Below are 19,848 nucleotides of genomic sequence, written 5' to 3'. Positions count from 1 at the left end.
GGGTAGCCTCCGGGGATTCCGGGGAGGGCGGCCTTCGCGAGGCTTGTCGACATGAGTCGACATGTGATCGCGGGGGCCCGCGGGCCCGCCGCGAAGGGGGACATGGTCGCGGCCGCCGCCTTCGGGCGGGGCGTCGCATGAGGCAAGGGCCGCCGGTGTCTTTCCTGAGAGCCGGTGCGGTGTCCGGGGCGCTGCTCGTGGCCGCCGCGATGACGGGCTCTCCGGCACGTGCGCGGGACGCCGTCCCGTGCCGCGACCAGGAGGGGTTCTGGTGCCTTTACGGAAAGCCCGACCTTCAGGACGGCGGCGGGCTCATCGGCACCAACAATGGCGACACCGACCTGAAAATGGACGGTGATTGGACGTTCTTCAACGACCGGACACGTTCGGTCAGCAATCGGAGCGGGAGCTACCTGGGTCTTTACGACGACATCGATTTCAAGGGCCTGATGGCGTGCCTCCCGCCCAGTTCGACGCTGAACGGGATCGGCGCGGGCGTCAGTTCCCTGCGCATCCATCCGACCAGCTCGGCGGCGTGCGGCAAACCCGCGTCCGCCGGACGGCCGAAGCCGAAGCCGAAGAAGACCAGGCCGGTGGAGGCGCCGTCCGCGCAGAACACCGACATTCCGGCGGACCGTCCGAAGAAGTCCGAAGAGCCGGTCGACCCTTCTCCGAGCCTGGCGCTGCCGTCCCTGGACGCGATGCCGAAGCTGCCCAAGGCGCCGCCGGTCAACGCGTCGGCGGACGAGCCCGCCGACGGTTCCGGCGGCGTTCCGTGGGGGGTGGTCGGCGCCGTCGGCGGCACGGTGGCGACGCTCCTCGCGTTAGGCGCGGGCGGCTGGGCCTGGGGCCGCCGCCGCACCACCGCCGTCCCGGCGCCCCGCACCAGCACCGACCCCGGGGCGGCCGGGCGCGTCCACAGCGCGCTCCTGCTGCTGGCGGTCGACTGCGAGCAGGCGGGCCGCGACGTGCCGAAGGTCCGCGCGGTCACCATCGACGACACCGAGGTCACGCTGCACCTGGCCGGCGCCGACGAGGCCGCGCCGCAGCCGTGGCGGGTCGCCCCCGGCGGGCGGCGCTGGCGCCTGCTCGTCAGCGACATCGACGAGCTGACCGACGACGTCCAACCGGACGCGCCCTACCCGCTGCTCGCGGGGCTGCGCCCCGGCATGTGGGTGAACCTGGCCGCGTATCCGGGGCCGATCGCGCTGGTCGGCGGCCGGAAGGCCGCGCGCAGAGCCGCGCTCGGGATGGCGCGGCGGCTGCGGGACGACCCGTGGCACTGGACGGTCCGCGTCCGGACGGTGGGCTTCCCGCCGGAGGCGTCGATCGAGCCCGAGGCGGGGGCCGAGCTCGGCCGGGTCGTGTTCATCGACGACGGCATGGAGGTGCCGGGGAAGATCCCGCCGGGTTCGGCGGTCGTGTCGGTCGGGCGTCCGGAACGCGCGGGGACGATCTGGCCCGTCCGCCGCGACGGAACGGTCGTCCCGCCTGCCGACCTGCTGGCGAAGGACGCCGAGCCGCCGGACGCCGAAGCGCCCGGCCCGGCCCCGGCGGGGAGGCGGTGACGCCGTGCAGACGATTCCCGTGGCGGTGCACGCTCCGGACCCCATCACGCACGAGGGAGTGGTCGGCGGGCTGCGCCGCCGTCCCGAGCTGCACCTGGTCGGCGAGGCCGAGGCGGTCGTCGTGGTGGTCGTCGCCGAGGTCGTGGACGAGCAGGTCAAGACGGTCCTGCGGCGGTTCTCCCGGACCGTCGGGGCCCGCCCCGTCCTGATCGTGAGCGACCTCAAGGAGGCGCACCTGCTGGAGGCCGTCGAATGCGGCGTCGTCGCGATGCTGTGGCGCCGCGAGGCCACCCCGGACGGGATCGTCCGGGCCGTCGTCGCGGCCGCGGGCGGCGGCGGCAGCCTGCCCCCCGACCTGCAAGGGCGCCTGCTCAAGCAGGTCGGCCGCATGCAGCGCGGCGCGCAGGCCCAGGGCCTCGCCGCCGCCGGCCTCGCCGACCGCGAGCGCGAGGTGCTGTGCCTCGTCGCGGACGGGCTCGACACCTCCGAGATCGCCGGGAAGCTCGCCTACTCCGAGCGGACGGTGAAGAACGTCCTGCACGGCCTGATGACCCGTCTCCACCTGCGCAACCGTGCCCACGCCGTCGCCTACGCCCTCAAGGAGGGCTACATCTGATGCTCCACGAAGTGGACGCCGCGCTCCGCGCCCTGCTGAGCGCCCGCGCGCTCGCGGGCGGGGACGTGCAACTCGTGTTCGACGCGCCGACCCGCGACTGGGCGGCGCGCCGCAACACCCCGACCGTGAACGCCTACCTGTACGACGTCCGCGAGGACATGGCGCGACGGGAGCTCGGCCCGGTCCGCGTGCACGGCGGGGACGGGCGGGTGACCGGCTACCGGCGGCCGCCCCGCCACTACCGCCTCTCCTACCTGATCAGCGCGTGGACGAAGCGGCCCGAGGACGAGCACCGCCTCCTCTCGGCGGTGCTCGGCTGCCTCCTGCGCTACGAGACCCTCCCCGCGGAGACGCTGCCGGACGGGGGCGTGCTCGCCGCTACCGGGATGGCGATCCCGGTGACGGTCGCCGTCCCGCCGGCGGAGCCGCGGTCGATCACCGACCTGTGGTCGGCGCTCGGCGGCGAGCTGAAACCGTCGCTGGACGTCGTCGTCCTCGCGCCGTTCCCGCTCGCGCCCGACGTCGGCGCCGCGCCGCCGGTCACCGAGGTGGAGGTGACGGTGCGCGAGAGCGTGTCCGCGCTGGTGGACGTCCGGCGGAAGCGGCTGACGTGACCGACCCGGCCGGATACCTGCTGGCCCGGATCGAACTGCTGCGCACCCGGGTGCGGCGGCTGGTCGAGGAGCGGTCGGGCGCGGACCCGTCCGCCGGGGACGAGTACCGGGGCCTGTACGTCCCGCCGGAGACGGCGAAGTGGCTGGCCGGGGGGCCGGGGCCGGAGCCCGTCCCCGACCCCCGCTACGACCGGGCCGCGCGGGAGCTGGCGGAGGCGGCGGGCTCGGAGGCGCGCGTGCACCGGCTCGCCGCCGCGTTCGGGCTCACCGCCCTCGACCTGGAGGTCCTGCTCATCGCGGTCGCGCCCGACCTGGACCGCTCGTTCGAGGCGCTGTACGGCTACCTCAACGACGACGTGAGCCGCCGCCGCGCGTCGGTGGGGCTCGCGCTCGACCTGTGCGGGACGCCCGTGTCCTCGGCGGCGGGCCGCGCTCGCTTCGCGGCCGGGGCTCCGCTGATCGCCGGGCGCCTGATCGTCACGCAGGACGCGGACCGCCCGTTCCTGAGCCGGGCGCTGCTCGTCCCCGACCGGGTCGCCGCGTTCCTGCTCGGCGACGACGCGCCCGACGGCGAGCTGACCGGCGTGGTCCGCCTCGACGGCGAGGCCGAAGACGAGGCCGAGGCCGAGGACGAGGCCGCGCCCGGCGGGCCGCTGCCCGGGCTCGCGGAGCGGCTGCGCTCCGCCGACCCGCCGCTCGTCTACCTGCACGAACCGCGGCCCGGCGCGGGAGTCGCGGCGGCCCGATCCGCCGCGGCGTCCGCCGGGCTGCCCGTGCTCGCCGCCGACCCGGACCGGCTGGACGCCGCGCTCGTCCCGGTCGTCGTGCGGGAGGCGGCGATGCGCGGCGCGGCCGTCGTGGCGGGCCCGCTCCCGGACGGCGGCGCCCTGCTGCGCGCGTTCGCCGAAGCGTCCGCGAAGGTCCCGGTGCTGCTGACCGGCCCGCAGCCGTTCGACCCGGGGTGGAGCGAGGCGCAGCCGCTCGTCCTGGACGTCCCCGCGCGGGAGAACGCCGCCGGGGCCTGGCGCGCGGAACTGCCGGACGAACCCGGCTTCGACCTGGACGCCGCCACCGCCACCTACCGCTTCACCCCGGACCAGGTCCGGCGGGCGGTGCGGGCGGCGCTCGACCACGCGGCGCTCGACGGCGTCCCGCTGTCGGCCGCGCACCTGCACCGGGGAGCGCGCCTGCAGAACGCCGGCGGCCTGCACAAACACGCGCGGCGGATCGTCCCGGCGGTCGGCTGGGACGATCTCGTCCTGCCGGCCGAACCGGCCGGGCGGCTGCGCGAGCTGATCCAGCGGGCCCGGCACCGCGACCGGGTGCTCGGCGAATGGCGGCTGCGCAGCGGCGGCGGCCGGGGCCGGGGCGTGGTGGCGATGTTCGCCGGGGACTCCGGCACCGGCAAGACCATGTCGGCGGAGGTGCTCGCCGCCGAACTCGGCCTCGACCTGTACGTCGTGGAGCTGTCCGCCGTCGTCGACAAGTACGTCGGCGAGACCGAGAAGAACCTTGAGCGGATCTTCGCCGAGGCCGACCGGATGGACGCGGTGCTCCTGTTCGACGAGGCCGACGCCGTGTTCGGCAAGCGCTCCGACGTCCGGGACGCCCGCGACAGGTACGCCAACCTGGAGAGCGCCTACCTGCTGCAGCGGCTGGAGTCGTTCGGCGGGATCGCCGTCCTCACCACCAACCTGCGCGCCAACATCGACGACGCCTTCACCCGCCGCCTGGACATCGTCATCGACTTCCCGTTCCCGGACGCGGCGCAGCGCCGCGCGCTGTGGGAGCAGTGCCTCGCCCCGCCCGTCCCGGTGGACGGCGCCGTCGACCTCGACCGGTGCGCCCGGGAGTTCGAGCTGGCGGGCGGCGCGATCCGCGGCGCGGCCGTCACCGCCGGGTACCTGGCGGCGGCGGCCGGACGTCCCGTCGCGATGGCCGACCTGCTCGCCGGGGCGCGCCGCGAGTACCGCAAGCTGGGCCGCCTGCTGCCGGGCGACATCCCGGCGGCGGACCTCTGACCCGCCGTCTCCGTCTGCTGGGCCCGGCTCATCGCGGGTCGTAGGGGATGCGCATCGCGGAGATCTGGTCCTGGTCGAGCGGGACGTTCGAGCGGACCTCGATCGGGGAGTCGCCCGACCGCACCCAGAAGCCGACGCTCAGCTTTCCTCCGTTGATGTCGCGGAAGTCCTGGCCCTCGGCAAATTGGAGGCCGACCTCCTCGGTGTACTTCTGCCATTCCTGGTTCGGTTCGAGCTTGAACGGCTTGAAGACCTCGCGGCGCTGGAGCACCTCCTTGTCCCCGTCGAAGTTCCAGTCGAAGATGACGGAAATGCTGGCGTTGGGGTCGCCGTTCGACTTGACCCAGAAGTCGAACGTCGTCTCGCTGCCCGGGACGTAGGCGTACTTCATGCCGCAGAGCGTGTACCGGACGGAGCTCCACGTGCACTTCCACTCGTCGTTCAGCCGCTCGAACCCCGGGCTCTGCACGGGGAACGGCCAGGTGGCGGGCTGCTCCTCGGGCTTCGGCGGGTCCGGCCACGGGGCGGCCCTGCTCAGGTAGAGGAGCCGGCGGCCGGGGCCGCCGAGCTGCCGCTCCCCGCCGTCGCCGCCCTGCGGTTCCTCTTCGCCGCCGCCGGGCGGCGGCGCGGGCGGCGCCTTCCGCGGCTCCTGGTCGGGCTCCGGCGCCTTGGACGGCTTTCCGTCCGGCATGCTCAGCGGATTCCCCACCGGGACCATTCCGCCGTCGCGCGCCCGCGAGCCGAATTTCGGGTCGAAGACGAACCAGGCGATGGTGAAAGCGACGGCTGCCGAGACGAGCACGCCCATGAAGCCGAGCAGCCAGCGCGGCATCACCGCCCGCTGGACGAACACGCCCCCCACCTCGACCGGCTCCACCCCGGAGCGCAGCACGTTCACCGTGTAGGGGTGCGACTCGCGCTGCCCGAACCAGGTGATGGAGCCGGGCCTGATCCGTCCCTGCACCCACGCGGCCCGGCCCGGATCGACCTGCACGTTCGCGGGATGCAGCTCGAAGCCGAGCTGCCCCGTGTTGTCCTTGCCGGTGAGCGACGCGGTCAGCCGGGTGTTGCCGAGGTTGTCCAGGGCGAACTTGGGCTTGGCGCGGAACCGTCCGGCCACGGTGTGCGGGAGCAGCTCCGCCCGCACCTCGGTGAACGGCGTGACGGTGAGGTGGCCCTCGACGACGGTCTTGTCCCCGGGCTGCTCGGTCGGGACCACCTCGACGGCGAACGGGTGCCCGCCGGCGGGGGCGTCCGGGGTGCGCGGCGGCCGGAACGTGATCTCGGCGGTGCCGGTCGTCCCCGGGTAGAGGCGCAGCGACCGCGGCTCGACCGCGGCCCACACCGCGGGCCCGCCCGCGACCGAGACGCGGTACTCCTCCACCAGGTCGGTCGTGTTGCGCAGCCGCAGCGTGACGGTCGCGGCGGCACCGGGGTCCACGGTGGCGGACGCCGGATCAAGAGAACTCCAGATGCTCACCGACCGGACACTAGGCGCGCCCGCACGCGGCGGGCATGGCCCCGCGTGCACCCTCGGGTGCACGCTTCCCTGCCCCCGCTGACACTGGCGCTCGCTACGTGTGGTCGTGCTCGGGTTCGGCCGGGACGGGACGCCGGAGCGCGGCGTCCGCGTCGGCGTCGGCGGCCTTCTCCAGGGCGTCGGACGGGTCCGACACCGAGAGGCCGTTGCCGTTGTCCGTGCCGGGGACCGTCCCGGAACGCTGCTGGTTGTAGTGCGACAGTTCGTGCCCGAGAAGCCGGTTGCCGCCCGGCGAGCCGGGAGCGTACTGGCCTTGCTGGAACGCGATGTGCGAACCGGACGTGAACGCCACAGCCTGGACGGAGACGGCGGCCTGATGCGCCGTCGAATCGGTGTGCACGCGGACGCCGGACAGGTCCGTGCCGTACCGGGCCTCCCATTCCGCGCGGACGGGCGCCTCCAGCGGACGTCCCGGCGACCGGAGCACCTGTTCGACGTGTTCGCGCTGGACGGCCGCCGCCTGCTCGCCGTCCTCGCCCTGGGACCGGGCGGAGAGCATGCGGGCCACGGCGGCGTTCCCCACCAGCCGTTGCAGCGCGACCACCGACCGAGCGGACGGCGTGACCCCGGCCGTGGCGGCGTCGCCGGCGCGGGCCTTCCCGGCGCTCGGCGTCCGCCGCGCCCCGTCGTCGTCCCGCTGATTCCTCAGCTCACGCACAGCACGCACCTCCACGACGAGTCCGTTCCTCGCGCCAAGGGTGGTTCGTGCCATCGCCGCCTGTGAAGGGACGCGCGGGCACCGAAGGCGGCACGGGGAGATGCCCGAACGGACACCCGGACCAAGCGGCGCCCGACGCTGTCGAGGGCGGGCGGGCGGTCCGGGTGGTCCGGGCGGGCAGTCGAGGGTGCCCCCGGGACGGGACGAACGGACGTTCCGGGCAAAGCGGCGGGACGGCAAGGTTTCGGTAGACCAAGCCGTCCCGAACCGGGGGAGTAGCTGCCAATGCCCACGTACCTGTCGCCCGGCGTCTACGTCGAGGAGGTGGCCAGCGGGTCCCGCCCGATCGAGGGGGTGGGCACGTCCGTGGCGGCCTTCGTCGGATTCGCTCCCGAAGGCCCGCTGAACGAGCCCGTGCTGGTCACGAACTGGTCGCAGTACGTCGCCTCGTTCGGGGACTTCGCCGACGGCTACTACCTCGCGCACGCCGTGTACGGGTTCTTCAACAACGGCGGCGCCACCTGCTACGTGATCCGCGTCGGCGGGACGGCCCAGAACGGGAACGCGAACGGGAACGGGGCGGGCGGCGCGCCGAAGCAGCTCCCCGCGGCGGAGCCCGCCCGGCTCGGCGGGTTCGACGTGGCGGCCGTCGCGGGGGCGGAGGCCGCGAGCGTCACGGTTGAGGTCGCCGACGCCGACGGCGGCGACAAGGGCGGCGAGAAGTCCGACGACCGGTTCAAGCTGGTCGTCAAGGTCGACGGCTCGGTCGTGGAGAGCTTCAACGTCTCGACGAAGAAGAACACCCGCAACTACGTCGTCACGCAGGTGCGTGAGCGGTCGAAGCTCATCACGGTGTCGGAGGCCGCGGCGGGGCAGCTCGTCCGGCCGGACAACCAGAGCGTGACGCTGACCGTCCCGGCCGCGCCCGCCGCGCCGACCGCCGACGGGCAGGCGATCACGCCCGAGCACTACCTCGGCGACACCGCCGACCGGACCGGCTTCGGCGGCCTGGAGGCCATCGACGCGGTCACGATGGTCGCCGCGCCGGACCTGATGAGCGCCTACGAGCGCGGCGTCCTCGACCTGGAGAGCGTCAAGGCCGTCCAGCTCGGGATGATCGCGCACTGCGAGCTGATGGGCGACCGGGTGGCGATCATCGACCCGCCGCCGGGGCTGAACGTCCGGCAGGTGCACGAGTGGCGGCAGGAGACCGCCGGGTACGACTCGCGCTTCGCCGCCCTCTACTACCCGTGGATCAAGGTCTTCGATCCGTCGTCCGGGCAGACCGGGCTGGTGCCGCCGAGCGGCCACATGGCGGGGATCTGGGCGCGCAGCGACGTCGAGCGCGGCGTGCACAAGGCGCCCGCGAACGAGATCGTCCGCGGCGCCGTGGACCTCGGGCTCCAGGTCACGAAGGGTGAGCAGGACCTGCTCAACCCGATCGGCGTGAACTGCATCCGCGCCTTTCCGGGACGGGGCGTCCGGGTGTGGGGCGCGCGGACGCTGGCGTCCGACCCGGCCTGGCGGTACCTGAACGTCCGGCGCTACTTCAACTACCTGGAGGAGTCGATCCTCATCGGCACCCAATGGGTGGTCTTCGAGCCGAACGACCAGGAACTGTGGGCGCGGATCCGCCGCAACATCTCCGCCTTCCTGGTCACCGAATGGCGGGACGGCGCGCTCTTCGGCGCCACCGCCGACCAGGCGTTCTACGTGAAGTGCGACGAGGAGACCAACCCGCCGGAGTCGGTCGACCTGGGACGTGTGGTCTGCGAGATCGGCGTCGCCCCGGTGAAGCCCGCCGAGTTCGTCGTCTTCCGGCTGGCGCAGATCTCCGGCGGCGGCGAGCTGGAGGAGTAGGGCGCCCCGCCGCTCAATACGTGACGGTCTTCAAGGACAGGGAGAACCATGGCATTCAACAAAGCCGACTCGGCGGCCGCGCACAATTTCGGCCTCCAGATCGACGGCACCACCGTCGAGTATCTGCAGCGGGTGAGCGGGCTCGGCCAGGAGCAGGACGTCATCGAGTTCAAGCAGAACTCGGCGAAGGGCCAGCCGGCGACCGCGAAGATGCCCGGCGTCGCCAAGGCCGGGGAGATCCAGGTCGTCCGCGCCACGACGCAGAGCCAGGCGTTCTCCGACTGGATCAAGAAGTCGTTCGAGGGCGACATGAGCTCCGCCCGCAAGAACGCCACGATCATCCAGATGGACTACCAGAACAACCCGGTGCGGCGGTTCAACCTCCGCAACGCCTGGTGCAGCAGCCAGAAGTTCGACGACCTGGAGGCGGGCAGCACCTCGCCCGTCACCGAGACGGTCACCATCACCTACGAAGAGATGAAGGTCGAAGGCGGCTGATGCGCCGGTCAGCGCCCGCCGTGGACTCGGTCCGGATGCGGACCGAGTTCACCTTCGAACTCCCGCGCGGCTACGTGGACAAGAGCGGGACCGTCCACCGCGAGGGCGCGATGCGCCTGGCCACGGCCAAGGACGAGCTCATCCCCCTCCAGGACGTGCGCGTCCGGGAGAACCCGCCGTACCTCTCGGTGGTGCTGCTCGCCCGGGTGATCACCCGGCTGGGCTCGCTGACGGAGGTCCACGACGGCGTCGTGGAGGGGATGTTCGCCTCCGACCTGGCGTTCCTCCAGGACTTCTACCGCCAGATCAACGCCGAGGGCCACACCCTGGCCAGCGTGGAATGCCCGTCCTGCGCGGAGTCCTTCCAGGTGGACCTCGCCGGGAGCCGCCTGGGGGAATCGTGACGTACCCGCCGGACCGCCTGCACCGGGAGATCGCCTACATCGCCTACCACTTCCACTGGTCCCTTGAGGAGATCATGAACCTGGAGCATCCCGACCGGCGCCGGTACGTCACCCAGATCGCCTCCCTGGTGAGCGACTGACCGATGGGCCTCCGCGACCTGTTCACCCGCCGCCCGCGCCCGGCCTCGGCCGCGGCCGCGGCTCCGTCCGGCACGCCCGGATGGCGCTCGCTGCCGGAGCCGCGCACGGCGCCGCCGATCGGGACGATCTCCAGCACGTCGTTCAGTTCGGCGCTGGCCACGTGGCGGTCGCCGTCGCTCTCGGGGGAGATCGCGCGCCAGGTCCGGTCGGACGCGCCGAGCAGCATGGAGTGGGACCCGCCCCGTCCCGCGCACGAGGGCACGTCTCCGCCGATGCCGCTGGCGGCTCCGGAGCCCGACCCGGCGCCGCGCCCGGCGACGCCCTTGACGGCCGCGCGGGCGGTACCTCGCCCGGTGCGCCCGCTCAAGTCGCGCCCCGCCGAACCACCGGTGCAGCGAAAGGAGACGCCCACGCCTGCGGCCCCTCCGGCCGACGCCGGCGGCGACCTCCCGGCCGACGCCGAGCCTGCCGCACCGGCTGACGCTCCGCCGCCGAGTTCCGGTTCGGTGGGCCCGGTGTCCGCGTCGCGGCCTGGCGGACGTGCGGTTCAGCGCAAGGCGGCGGCTCCAGGGACGACACCGACCGCGCGGCGGGCGGCTCCGAGCACTCCTCCGTCGCCAACTGAGGAGAGCACGCCGATGCGCTCGGTCGCGGAACCGAGCGGGGGGACAACGGCGAAGCCGCCCGCCGCGCCCGCGCGGTCGCGGTCACGCGGAGGACGAGTCGCACGCTCGATCTCCGAACCCAGACGCCAGGTACAGCGCTCAACGAAGCCACCGGTCTCGGAGCCGCCGCCGAGCCCTGCCAAGCCTTCGGCACGTCCGGCACCCGAACCCGAGCCACCGGCCCAACTCTCGGCGGGGCCACCGATGTCGGCCCCGCCGCCGAACGCCGTTGCCCCCTCCGAACCTTCAACGCCCGACCCCGACCTCCCGGTTCAGCGCTCGGCGAAGGCACCGGTTTCAGAGCGGCCACCTTCGAGCCCTCCCGCGCCTCCCGTCCGCGCAGCATCTAAGGCTGAGCCGCCGGTGCGGCGCTCGGCGGAGGCACGGATCTCGCCGTCTTCGAGTGCTCCCACACCTGCCGAGCCCACCGCGCCTGCCGCGCCCAAGTCCGAATCGCCGGTTGAGCGTTCGGTGGAGGCACCGGTTTCGGAGCGGCCCTCGAATGCTTCCGCGCCGCCCGCGCGTGCGGCGTCCAAGCCTGAGTTGCGGGTCCAGCGTTCGGTGAGGGCCCCGAATCCGGGGCCGCCGTCGACCGCTCCCACGCCCGTCGAGGGCTCGGCGCCCGAGCCTGAACTGCCGGTGCAGCGCTCGGCGAAGGGGCCGGTTGCGGAGTCGCCGCCAAGCGCTCCCGCGCCTGCCGTACCCAAGGAGGCTGAGCCGCCGGTTCGGCGCTCGGCGGGGACGCCGGTGTCGGAGCCGCCGTCGACCGCGCCCACGCCTGCCGCGTCCAAGCCCGAACGACCTGTTGAGCGCTCGACGGAGAGCCCGGTTTCGAGGCCGCCGTCGGCCGCTCCCACATCTTTTGAGCGTTCGGAGCCCGAGCCTGAACTGCCGGTGCAGCGCTCGGTGAAGGGGCCCGTTTCGGGGCCGCCGCCGAACGCTGCCGCACCTGCCGCACCTGCCGCGCCTAAGTCCGATTCGCCGGTTCGGCCTTCGGCGGAGGTGCCGGTTTCGGAGCGGCCGTCGAGTGCCTCCGCGCCTGCCGCGCGCGATGTGGTGGACGTGGCGCGGGCTGGGAGGCGCGCGGGGTTGGGAGCGCCGTTGTCCGTGCCGCCGACCATCGGGAGTCCGGTCCAGCGCAAGGCGGCGGCAGCCCCATCGCAAGTGACTCCGGAAACTCCGGAGGCTTCGAGCGTGGAACCGCCTGTGAAAGGACCGGGCGGGGAAGCGAACGCCCCCTCACCGGAAGCTCGAGTTGATCGTCCTGGATCCCGTCCCACCTCGATGGGACGGGCGGCCGCGGAACCGGCGGGAGAAGAGAGCGCGCTCCGTGCCGTGCGCGTCTCCGCTCAGGTTCCCGGTCCCTCACCCGTCGTTCCGCCCACCGCACGGGCGGGACGGCGGGTGGGGCTCGGCCCACCCGTCCAACGCTCGACGGCGGATCCGCACCCGACCCCGCCCCAACGCTCTCCGATGCCGCGCGCTGTGCCAGACGCACCGAAGCCCGATAGGGGAGGCGGTGCTTCGGCGCCACAGCCACCTTCGGTCGTTCGTCCAATCCAACGTTCGTCGGCGCCGGGTGTCGCGGCGACCGGCGTTGCTCCGGTTTCTGAGGGTGCGGATGGCGGGACGGCTTCGCCGCCTGCTGATTCGCATGGCGATGCCTCCGTGCCTCGGCCGCCCGTGGTCGTTCGCCCGATTCAGCGTTCGGCGGTGCCGGGTGCCGCGTTGGCCGGTGTTGCTCCGGTTTCGGCGGGCGGTGATGAGGGGGCGGGTTCTTCGCGTCCCGTCGGAGTTGTTCGGCCGGTTCGGCGGGCGGCTCGGACGGGGAGCACGATTACCGCACCTGCTCGTAGGGATGTCCCCCAGGCGGCGGGGGCTCCTGTTGTAATGCGGCGGGTCGAGCGCGCTGGTGCGGCTCGACCGGTCGCTCTTTCGCGGCCATCGGTTCAGCGCGGCGTGGTTGCCCCATCCTCCACTGCGTCGCGTGTTCCGATGGGCCGGGCACCCGGATTTCAATCGGCTCCGGGTATGCCCGTTGCGCGCCCGGCGGCCTCCTTCGACACCGCCCTTGCCTGGGAGGTCGCCGGGCCCGCATCCCGTCCCCCGTCCGCGGCCCTGCCCGTTCAGCGGAAAATGGCGCCGCCGACGCCGCCGCCGCCTCCTCAGAAACAGCAGGCCACGGAACCGGCGGCGGCGCCGCCCAAGCGGTCCCCGCCCGCGCCGGTGGCCAGAACGGCCGCGTCCGCGCCGATTCAGCGGCGGACGCAGACCGCGGGGACTTCGGGGACGCAGCGCAAGGCCGAACGGCAACCGGAGATCGACCTGGACGAACTCGCCCGCCGCCTCATCGGGCCGCTGACGCGGCTCCTGCGGGCGGAACTGCGACTGGACCGGGAAAGGGTCGGGCGGCTGCGCGACCCGCGGACCTACTGAACGGAATGCGATGCCGAAGAAGAACGATCCCGGCTCGACGACGTTCTTCAGGCTCCTCATCGACGGGGAGAGCCTGGGGAACTTCAACGGGTGCGAGGGGCTCGACGCCCAGGTGGACATCGAGCAGCGTGAAGAAGGCGGCAACAACGGGCACGTGTGGCAGTTGCCCACGCGGGTGCGGCACTCGAACATCCGGCTGACCCGTCCGATCAACGAGGAGACGGCCAAGGTGATGGCCTGGATCTCCTCCGTGGCGACGGGCATCGAGCGTCCGACCGCGCAGATCGAGGCGCTGCGGGCCAACGGGTCGCTGGTCGCGCGCTGGTCGCTGCTCGAAGTGGTGCCGGTGAGCTGGACGGGCCCGACGCTCGACCCCGACACCTCGTCCGTCGCGACCGAGGTCCTGGAGATCGCGCATCACGGGTTCATGGGCTGGTGACTCCTCCGCTCCCCGAAGGAAGCGGCTTCTCGCTAAGCCGCTTCCGAGGCGTCGCGAAGGGCAAGCCCTGCCCTCAAGATGTTGATAGCCGCGTTTACGTCGGCGTGTGCGGTGTGCCCGCACGCCGTGCATGCGAACTCGGCCTGGGTGACACGGTTCTCCTTCGCGCAGTGCCCGCAATGCGAGCAGGTGCGGGAGGTGTTGGCGGGGTTGACTGCGATCAGCTCTCGACCGGCGCTTTCAGCCTTGTGCGCGAGCACACGCAGGAATACCCCCCAACCCGCGTCCAGGATGCTGCGGTTCAGGCCGGACTTCTGCGCGACGTTGCGTCCCGGCTCCTCAGCGGTGCCGGACGCCGAGCGGGTCATGTTGGTGATCCGCAGGTCTTCGTGCGCGATCACGTCGTAGGCGCGGACCAGAGTGAGCGCGGCCTTGTGCGCACCGTCCAACCGCTGACGGCGGACCTTGGCATGCAGCGCGGCCACCCGCGCCACCGCCTTACGACGACGAGCGGACCCGCGCCTCTTCCTAGCCAGGTCGCGTTGGGCGCGGGCGAGGCGTTCGGCGGAGGTTCGCAGGTGGCGGGGGTTGGACAGGTGCTCCCCGTCACTGGTGGTGGCAAGCGACGCCACACCCATGTCGATCCCGGCTGCCGCACCGGTCTCGGGCAAGGGCTGAGCGGGCACGTCATCGCACGACAGGATCACGAACCAGCGGCGTCCTTCCCGCTTCACACTGATGGTCTTCACCACGCCGTGGACGGGACGGTGCCGGTGGACGCGGACGTGCCCGACCCCCTGAAGCCGGACGAAGGCGGTGGCCGGGTGCTGGGGTTGGGAGTTCCAGCGGCACCCGTCACCGTCCCGGGGCCAGGTCACCGAGTCGAACCAGCCCCGCCCCTTGAAGCGGGGGAACCCGGTCCGTTGTCCGGCTTTGAGGCGGCGGAAGAATGCCGCGAACGCCTTGTCCAACCGGCGGAGTGTGGCCTGCTGGGAAGAGAACGACCAGCGGCCCTGCCCACCCGCGTCATCGGCACGGATGTGCTTCAGGTCGGCGGACTGGTCGCCGTACCGGATCGTCACCCCGGCTTTGCGGTAGGCGGTGCGGCGGTGCTCAAGGGCGGCGTTGTACAACTGCCGGTGGTCCTCCAGACACGCCGCCAAAGACCCGGCCTGCCGCGCGGTAAGGCGCAGCGGGAACTTCAACGACCTGCGCACACTCACCCCCACACCAGAACCAGACCCGGCCGACGGTACCGACCGGCACCGACAAAATCCGAAGGGAGGGAGCGCGGATTCCCCCGTCTGCTGAAGCAGGCGGTCCCTCCGCGCAAACCTGATGGCAGGGAACGCGAGCCATGTCCGGGCGACGCTCGCCCTCCACAACCCGCCGGCGGGGACCGGGACGCAGCCGGGCGCGCAGATGAAGGAGATCAAGTTCCAGTTCAACCCGGCGCAGCTGGAGCTGAGCAAGTCGGCGAACTGGAAGTACACGCCGGCGGTCGCGACCAGGGACGGGGCCAAGGTGGAGTTCCTCGGCTCCGAGCAGCAGAGCCTCGACCTGGAGATCTTCCTCGACTCGTCGAACCGCCCCGACGGCACGCGGGTGCGGGAGGACGTCGAGACGCTGTTCTCCTGCCTGCGGCCCGCGCCGTCCAGCCTGCCGGACCGGTCGTCCCCGCCGTGGGTGATCTTCGAGTGGGGCAAGTTCGCGACCGTGAAGTTCGTCGCCTACGTGCGGCGGGTCAGCGCGACGTACACGCTGTTCAGCCCGACCGGGTCGCCGGTCCGGGCGACGTGCCGGGTGTCGCTTGAGGAGATCCCGCAGGACACGCCGAACCAGAACCCGACGTCGGGCGCGCTGACGGCGCGGAGCGTGCACCGGCTGGTGGCGGGCGACACGCTCCAGTCGCTGGCCTGGCGGGAGTACGGCGACGCGACCGCGTGGCGGGTGATCGCCGAGGCCAACGAGATCGACGACCCGACGCGGCTGGAGCCGGGACGGGAGCTGCTGCTGCCCGCCGCCGAGGACGTCCGGGCCTAGGAAGCCCAGGAGAAGAGGAAACGTGTCGAAGGGCGCATACACCAACCAGCTCTCGGTGACCGTCGACGGCCGTCCACTGACGCGCGAGCAGCGGCGGAGCCTGGTCCAGGCATGGGTGGACTCCAGCGTGAACGTCCCCGCGTCCTTCCAGCTGACCTTCCGGGACCAGTACCGGCGGCTGCTCGGCGAACTGGGCGTGAAGATCGGCTCGAAGGTGGTGCTGCGGGCCCTCTCCGTCGGCCGGGACGGCGGCAGGCCGCTGTTCACCGGGGAGGTCACCGCGCTGGAGGCCGACTTCGACGACACCGGCAAGTTCAGCGTGGTCCGCGGCCACGACCCGGGGCACCGGCTGCTGCGGAACCGGCGCGTCGAGGGCTACCAGAACATGACCGCGTCCGACATCGCGCGGAAGATCGCGTCGCGGAACCGGCTGCGGATCGGCCGGATCGACCCGACCCGGACGCTGTACGAGACGATCACCCAGCCGAACGTCACCGACTGGGAGTTCCTGATCAGGCTGGCGCACGAGAACGGCGTCGACGCCTACTTCTCGGACGAGGGCGAGTTCCGGTTCGTCGAGCCGAAGCCCGCGTCGGGCGCGCCCGGCAAGGCGGCGAAGGCCGCGTCCAGCCCGTACGTGCTGGAGTTCGGCGCGAACCTGCGCCGCTGCCGCACCGGCGTCACCGCCGCCGACCAGGTCGGCACGGTGCGGGTGCGGGGCTGGGACGTCCGCCGCAAACGCGAGGTGATCGGACGCGCCGACGCCACCCGCAACCCCGAGCTGGACATCGGGCTGACCGGCGTCGACGCCGTCCGGCCGTTCGGGAAGGCGGAGCTGGTCGAGACCGGCGTCCCCTACGACACGCACGCGCAGGTGAAGGAGGCCGCGAAGGCGCTCGCGGGCGACGTCAGCGGCGCGTTCGCCGAGCTTGAGCTCGCCGCGGACGGCGACCCGAAGCTGCGCCCCGGGCTGCCGGTCGCGGTGAACCGGATCGGCCGCCCCTTCGAGGGCCGGTACACGGTCACCACCGCGCGGCACGTGTTCGGGATCGGGGACTCCTACGAGACGTGGCTGACGGTGTCCGGCCGCCAGCACCGGTCGCTGTTCGGGCTGGCGTCGGGCGGCGCCGCGCCCGCCGCGCCGAGGGTGCCGGGCGTCGCGTCCGCGATCGTCACCGACATCCAGGACCCGCGCAACCAGGGACGTGTCAAGCTGCGCTTCCCCTGGCTGAGCGACGACTACGTCAGCGACTGGGCCCGGGTGGTGCAGTACGGCGGGGTGCGCGGCGGCGGGCTCCTCATGCCGGACGTGAACGACGAGGTCCTCGTCGCGTTCGACCGGGGCGCCCTCGACCATCCCTACGTCATCGGCGGGCTCTACAACGGCGTCGACCGGCTGCCGAAGTACCGGCGGATGCCGGTGGTCGGGACGTCCGGCCGGGTGAACTGGCGCAGCGTCGCGTCCCGCACCGGGAACCGGATCGAGCTGGTGGACGCGCCCGGCCAGCAGGGCGTGAAGGTGTCCAGCGGCGACGACCGGATGACGGTCGAGATGCGGGAGACGGGGACGCGGCTGACCGTCCACAGCGACGGCAGCGTGGAGATATCCGGCAACCGGACGGTGACGGTCAGCGGCCCGGTCATCCGGGTCAGCGCGACCACGCGGCTCGACCTCCAGGCGGCGAGCATCGGGCTCCGCGCGGCGAACCTCATGGTCCACGGCATCGTCGAGGTGCAGGGCAAGGTCAACGTCACCGGGCTGCTCACCCAGAACCACGCGCCGGTCATGATCATTCCAGCGGGCTGAACGGGGGGATTTCGATGGGGGAGCAGTTCGTCGGCGCGGGCTGGGGGTTCCCGATGCGGGTCAGCGCGTCCGGCGGGATCGTGCTGGTCACCGGGGAGCGGGAGATCGAGGAGGCGATCCGGCTGGTGCTCGCGACGGCGCCGGGCGAGCGCCCGTCCCGGCCCGAGTTCGGCTGCGCGATCCACGACCTCGTGTTCGCGCCCGTCAACGAGGAGACCGCCGGGCGCATCGCCTACGAGGTGCGCGGCAGCCTGGACCGCTGGGAGCCGCGCATCGAGGTCGCCGACGTCCGGGTGAGCGTGGCGCCGGACGACGCGGCGGTGCTGTTCATCGACGTCCGGTACGAGGTCCGCGGCACGAACAACCCGCGCAACCTGGTCTTCCCGTTCTATGTGATCCCGTCCCACGACGACCCGGCGGATGAGGCGGACGCAACAGACGCGACATCCCTGCCGGGCCGCCGACCGTCCTTCGAGAGCGGAACCTGATGCCCCTGCCCGCGCCCAACCTCGACGACCGGCGCTTCCAGCAGTTCGTGGACGACGCCAAGCGCTACATCCAGCAGCGCTGCCCGGAATGGACCGACCACAACGTCTCCGACCCGGGCGTGACGCTGATCGAGACCGTCGCGCACATGGTCGACCAGCTCGTGTACCGGCTCAACCGCGTGCCGGAGAAGAACTACGCGGCGTTCCTCGACCTGCTCGGCGTCACGCTGCTGCCGCCCGCCGCCGCCCGCACGGACGTGACGTTCTGGCTGTCCGCGCCGCAGGAGGAGGACGTCGTGCTGCCCGCCGGGGCGGAGATCGCGACGCTGCGCACCGAGCACGAGGAGGCCGTCGTGTTCACCACCGAGCGCGACCTGCGCGTCGTGCCGTGCGAGCTGTCCGCCGTGATCGCGCAGCCGGACGGCGGGACCGTCGCCGACCACACCGCCGACGTCCGCTCCGGAGAGGATTTCGCGTGTTTCTCCGCCGTGCCCCGGCCCGGTGACGTGCTGGCGCTCGGGCTGTCGGCGGCCGTCCCGTCCTGCGCGGTGATGATCAGGCTGGACAGCCGCGTCGACGGCGTCGGCGTCGACCCGCGGCAGCCGCCGCTGCGCTGGGAGGCGTGGACCGGCGAGGGCTGGCGGGAGTGCGAGGTCGCCTCCGACGGGACCGGCGGGCTCAACCGGGCCGGGGAGGTCGTGCTGCACGTCCCGGACGGGCACGTCATGTCGCGGCTCGGCGTCCACGAGGCGGGATGGCTGCGCTGCCGGGTCACCGAGCCGCTGCCCGGCCAGCCGTTCTACTCGGTGTCGCCGACCGTCCGCGACGCGGAGGCCGCCACGGTCGGCGGGACGACCGGCGCCGTCCACGCGGAGACGGTCCGGGACGAGACGCTCGGCGAGTCCGCGGGCGTCCCCGGCGAGCGGTTCCGGACCGAGAACGCGCCCGTCGTGGCGGGCGACCCGCCGCTCGTCCTGGAGCTGTCGGACGGCGACGGCTGGCAGGAATGGGAGGTGGTCGACCATTTCTCCGCGTCCGGGCCGGACGACCGGCACTTCCGGTTGGACGCGGCGACCGGCGAGGTCTCGTTCGGCCCGGCCGTCCGCGCCCCGGACGGGCTGCTCCGGCAGTACGGGGCCGTCCCGGACAAGGGCGCGGTGCTACGCGCCCGCCGCTACCGGACCGGCGGCGGCCGCGCCGGGAACGTGGCGCGCGGCGCGCTGAGCGTGCTCCGCACGTCGATCCCGTACGTCGCGCAGGTCGAGAACCGGGAGGCGGCGCGCGGCGGCGTCGACGCCGAGACCCTCGACGAGGCCAAGCGCCGCACCCCCGTCGCGCTCCGCGCCCAGGACCGCGCCGTCACCGCCCGCGACTACGAGGAACTGGCCCGCCGCGCCGCGCCCGAGACGGCCCGGATCCGCTGCCTGCCCGTGGACGACGCGGGCGCGGGCGCGGTCCGGGTCCTGGTGGTGCCGCAGGCCGTGGCCGACACGGACGGACGGCTCCGGTTCGAGCAGCTCGTCCCCGGCGACGACCTGCTCCGCCGCGTCACCCGCTACCTGGACGACCGCCGCCCCATCGGGGTCAGGCTCGCCGTGGGCCCGCCGTTCTACCAGGGCGTCACGGTCGTCGCGACGGTGCACGCCTTCGGGACCCTTGAGGCCGAGTCCGTCCGCCGCGCCTCGCTCGACGCCCTCTACGCCCACCTCGACCCGCTGACCGGCGGCGCGGACGGCCAGGGCTGGCAGTTCGGCCGCCCCCTCCAGGCGGGCGAGATCTTCGCCGTCCTGCAGCGGGTGCCGGGCGTGGAACTCGTGGACGAGGTCCGCCTGCACGCCGCCGACCCTCTGACCGGCAAACGCGGCGACGCCGTAGACCGCATCGACCTGGACCCCTCCGCCCTGGTCTTCTCCTACGACCACAAAATTCGGGTGAGGGGAGGAGCGTCGTGACCGGAGCGAAGCGAGGATCACGGCGCTCCCCCTTCGGGGGTCTGGGGGGCGCCCCCCAGGAAGGCAGGGCGTCTTGAGGGGTGGGGTTGATGGGGTGC

The 19,848-nt window shown here is 73.0% G+C and carries 19 protein-coding genes; 14 read left to right on the top strand and 5 right to left on the bottom strand.

Features of this window, described 5'->3' with window-relative positions; all coding sequences use genetic code 11:
- The first annotated feature begins 155 nt into the window (after positions 1-155).
- From FXF65_RS16570 to FXF65_RS16555, 4 genes are read left to right on the top strand one after another with little or no spacing between them, the layout of a single operon-like run.
- Positions 156-1,568: a peptidase inhibitor family I36 protein gene (locus tag FXF65_RS16570; protein ID WP_187412338.1), complete on the top strand. Its 1,413-nt coding sequence runs from the start codon at positions 156-158 to the stop codon at positions 1,566-1,568.
- Positions 1,569-1,572: 4 nt separating this feature from the next.
- A complete protein-coding gene (locus FXF65_RS16565; RefSeq protein ID WP_222868599.1) occupies positions 1,573-2,184 on the top strand; it encodes a helix-turn-helix transcriptional regulator in 612 nt (203 codons plus the stop codon).
- Complete coding sequence (locus FXF65_RS16560) at positions 2,184-2,798, top strand: Pvc16 family protein (RefSeq protein WP_148350853.1); 615 nt, start codon at positions 2,184-2,186, stop codon at positions 2,796-2,798. The genes FXF65_RS16565 and FXF65_RS16560 overlap by 1 nt, the downstream gene beginning before the upstream one ends.
- Entirely contained in the window at positions 2,795-4,819 is a 2,025-nt protein-coding gene (locus tag FXF65_RS16555) for an ATP-binding protein (RefSeq protein WP_148350852.1), read from the top strand. Before FXF65_RS16560 ends, FXF65_RS16555 begins: the two co-directional genes overlap by 4 nt.
- 28 nt (positions 4,820-4,847) lie before the next feature.
- On the opposite strand, the gene FXF65_RS16550 is transcribed toward FXF65_RS16555, so the two are convergent.
- The gene (locus tag FXF65_RS16550; protein WP_148350851.1) at positions 4,848-6,299 is read right to left on the bottom strand and encodes a COG1470 family protein; all 1,452 of its coding nucleotides are present in this window, start codon (positions 6,297-6,299) and stop codon (positions 4,848-4,850) included.
- Positions 6,300-6,393: 94 nt separating this feature from the next.
- Positions 6,394-7,017 carry an eCIS core domain-containing protein gene (locus tag FXF65_RS16545; protein WP_148350850.1) on the bottom strand — a complete coding sequence of 208 codons (624 nt, stop codon included), beginning with the start codon at positions 7,015-7,017 and terminating at the stop codon, positions 6,394-6,396.
- Between the two features lie 285 nt (positions 7,018-7,302).
- Between FXF65_RS16545 and FXF65_RS16540 the strand changes: the two genes are divergently transcribed.
- Genes FXF65_RS16540 through FXF65_RS46235 form a run of 4 tightly spaced genes read left to right on the top strand, consistent with a single transcriptional unit; the run spans position 7,303 to position 9,919 of the window.
- Positions 7,303-8,877 carry a phage tail sheath family protein gene (locus FXF65_RS16540; RefSeq protein WP_148350849.1) on the top strand — a complete coding sequence of 525 codons (1,575 nt, stop codon included), beginning with the start codon at positions 7,303-7,305 and terminating at the stop codon, positions 8,875-8,877.
- A gap of 48 nt (positions 8,878-8,925) precedes the next feature.
- Positions 8,926-9,375 carry a phage tail protein gene (locus tag FXF65_RS16535; protein WP_148350848.1) on the top strand — a complete coding sequence of 150 codons (450 nt, stop codon included), beginning with the start codon at positions 8,926-8,928 and terminating at the stop codon, positions 9,373-9,375.
- Entirely contained in the window at positions 9,375-9,779 is a 405-nt protein-coding gene (locus FXF65_RS16530; RefSeq protein WP_222868598.1) for a hypothetical protein, read from the top strand. Before FXF65_RS16535 ends, FXF65_RS16530 begins: the two co-directional genes overlap by 1 nt.
- Entirely contained in the window at positions 9,716-9,919 is a 204-nt protein-coding gene (locus FXF65_RS46235; protein ID WP_378234324.1) for a DUF6760 family protein, read from the top strand. The genes FXF65_RS16530 and FXF65_RS46235 overlap by 64 nt, the downstream gene beginning before the upstream one ends.
- Here the strand turns inward: FXF65_RS46235 and FXF65_RS43775 are convergent.
- A complete protein-coding gene (locus FXF65_RS43775) occupies positions 9,823-10,287 on the bottom strand; it encodes a hypothetical protein (RefSeq protein WP_187412337.1) in 465 nt (154 codons plus the stop codon). The genes FXF65_RS46235 and FXF65_RS43775 overlap by 97 nt on opposite strands.
- Before the next feature lie 570 nt (positions 10,288-10,857).
- A complete protein-coding gene (locus tag FXF65_RS16525) occupies positions 10,858-11,706 on the bottom strand; it encodes a hypothetical protein (protein WP_148350847.1) in 849 nt (282 codons plus the stop codon).
- A 910-nt stretch (positions 11,707-12,616) separates the two neighbouring features.
- Here FXF65_RS16525 and FXF65_RS16520 point away from each other — a divergent pair.
- Both FXF65_RS16520 and FXF65_RS16515 read left to right on the top strand, forming a co-directional pair.
- Positions 12,617-13,021 carry a dihydrolipoyllysine-residue succinyltransferase component of 2-oxoglutarate dehydrogenase complex gene (locus FXF65_RS16520; protein ID WP_148350846.1) on the top strand — a complete coding sequence of 135 codons (405 nt, stop codon included), beginning with the start codon at positions 12,617-12,619 and terminating at the stop codon, positions 13,019-13,021.
- A 10-nt stretch (positions 13,022-13,031) separates the two neighbouring features.
- Positions 13,032-13,460: a phage tail protein gene (locus FXF65_RS16515; protein ID WP_148350845.1), complete on the top strand. Its 429-nt coding sequence runs from the start codon at positions 13,032-13,034 to the stop codon at positions 13,458-13,460.
- A 32-nt stretch (positions 13,461-13,492) separates the two neighbouring features.
- Here the strand turns inward: FXF65_RS16515 and FXF65_RS16510 are convergent, their stop codons facing one another.
- On the bottom strand, positions 13,493-14,665 hold the full coding sequence (locus FXF65_RS16510; protein WP_246198805.1) for an RNA-guided endonuclease InsQ/TnpB family protein: 1,173 nt from the start codon (positions 14,663-14,665) through the stop codon (positions 13,493-13,495).
- A 133-nt stretch (positions 14,666-14,798) separates the two neighbouring features.
- On the opposite strand from FXF65_RS16510, the gene FXF65_RS16505 reads away from it, so the two are divergent.
- Genes FXF65_RS16505 through FXF65_RS16490 form a run of 4 tightly spaced genes read left to right on the top strand, consistent with a single transcriptional unit; the run spans position 14,799 to position 19,750 of the window.
- Entirely contained in the window at positions 14,799-15,503 is a 705-nt protein-coding gene (locus tag FXF65_RS16505; RefSeq protein ID WP_148350843.1) for a CIS tube protein, read from the top strand.
- 22 nt (positions 15,504-15,525) lie between these two features.
- Positions 15,526-17,310 (top strand): VgrG-related protein, encoded by a 1,785-nt coding sequence (locus tag FXF65_RS16500; protein WP_148350842.1) that lies wholly within the window; start codon positions 15,526-15,528, stop codon positions 17,308-17,310.
- A gap of 14 nt (positions 17,311-17,324) precedes the next feature.
- Positions 17,325-17,798, top strand: a complete 474-nt coding sequence (locus FXF65_RS16495) for a GPW/gp25 family protein (RefSeq protein ID WP_148350841.1) — start codon at positions 17,325-17,327, stop codon at positions 17,796-17,798.
- Positions 17,798-19,750 (top strand): putative baseplate assembly protein, encoded by a 1,953-nt coding sequence (locus FXF65_RS16490; RefSeq protein WP_148350840.1) that lies wholly within the window; start codon positions 17,798-17,800, stop codon positions 19,748-19,750. Before FXF65_RS16495 ends, FXF65_RS16490 begins: the two co-directional genes overlap by 1 nt.
- Positions 19,751-19,848 lie beyond the last annotated feature (98 nt).

It is taken from the genome of Actinomadura syzygii, from assembly GCF_008085905.1.
GTDB lineage: Bacteria > Actinomycetota > Actinomycetes > Streptosporangiales > Streptosporangiaceae > Spirillospora > Spirillospora syzygii.
Note: the sequence above shows the minus strand (reverse complement) of the source record. Positions and strands in the feature narration are given on the sequence as shown.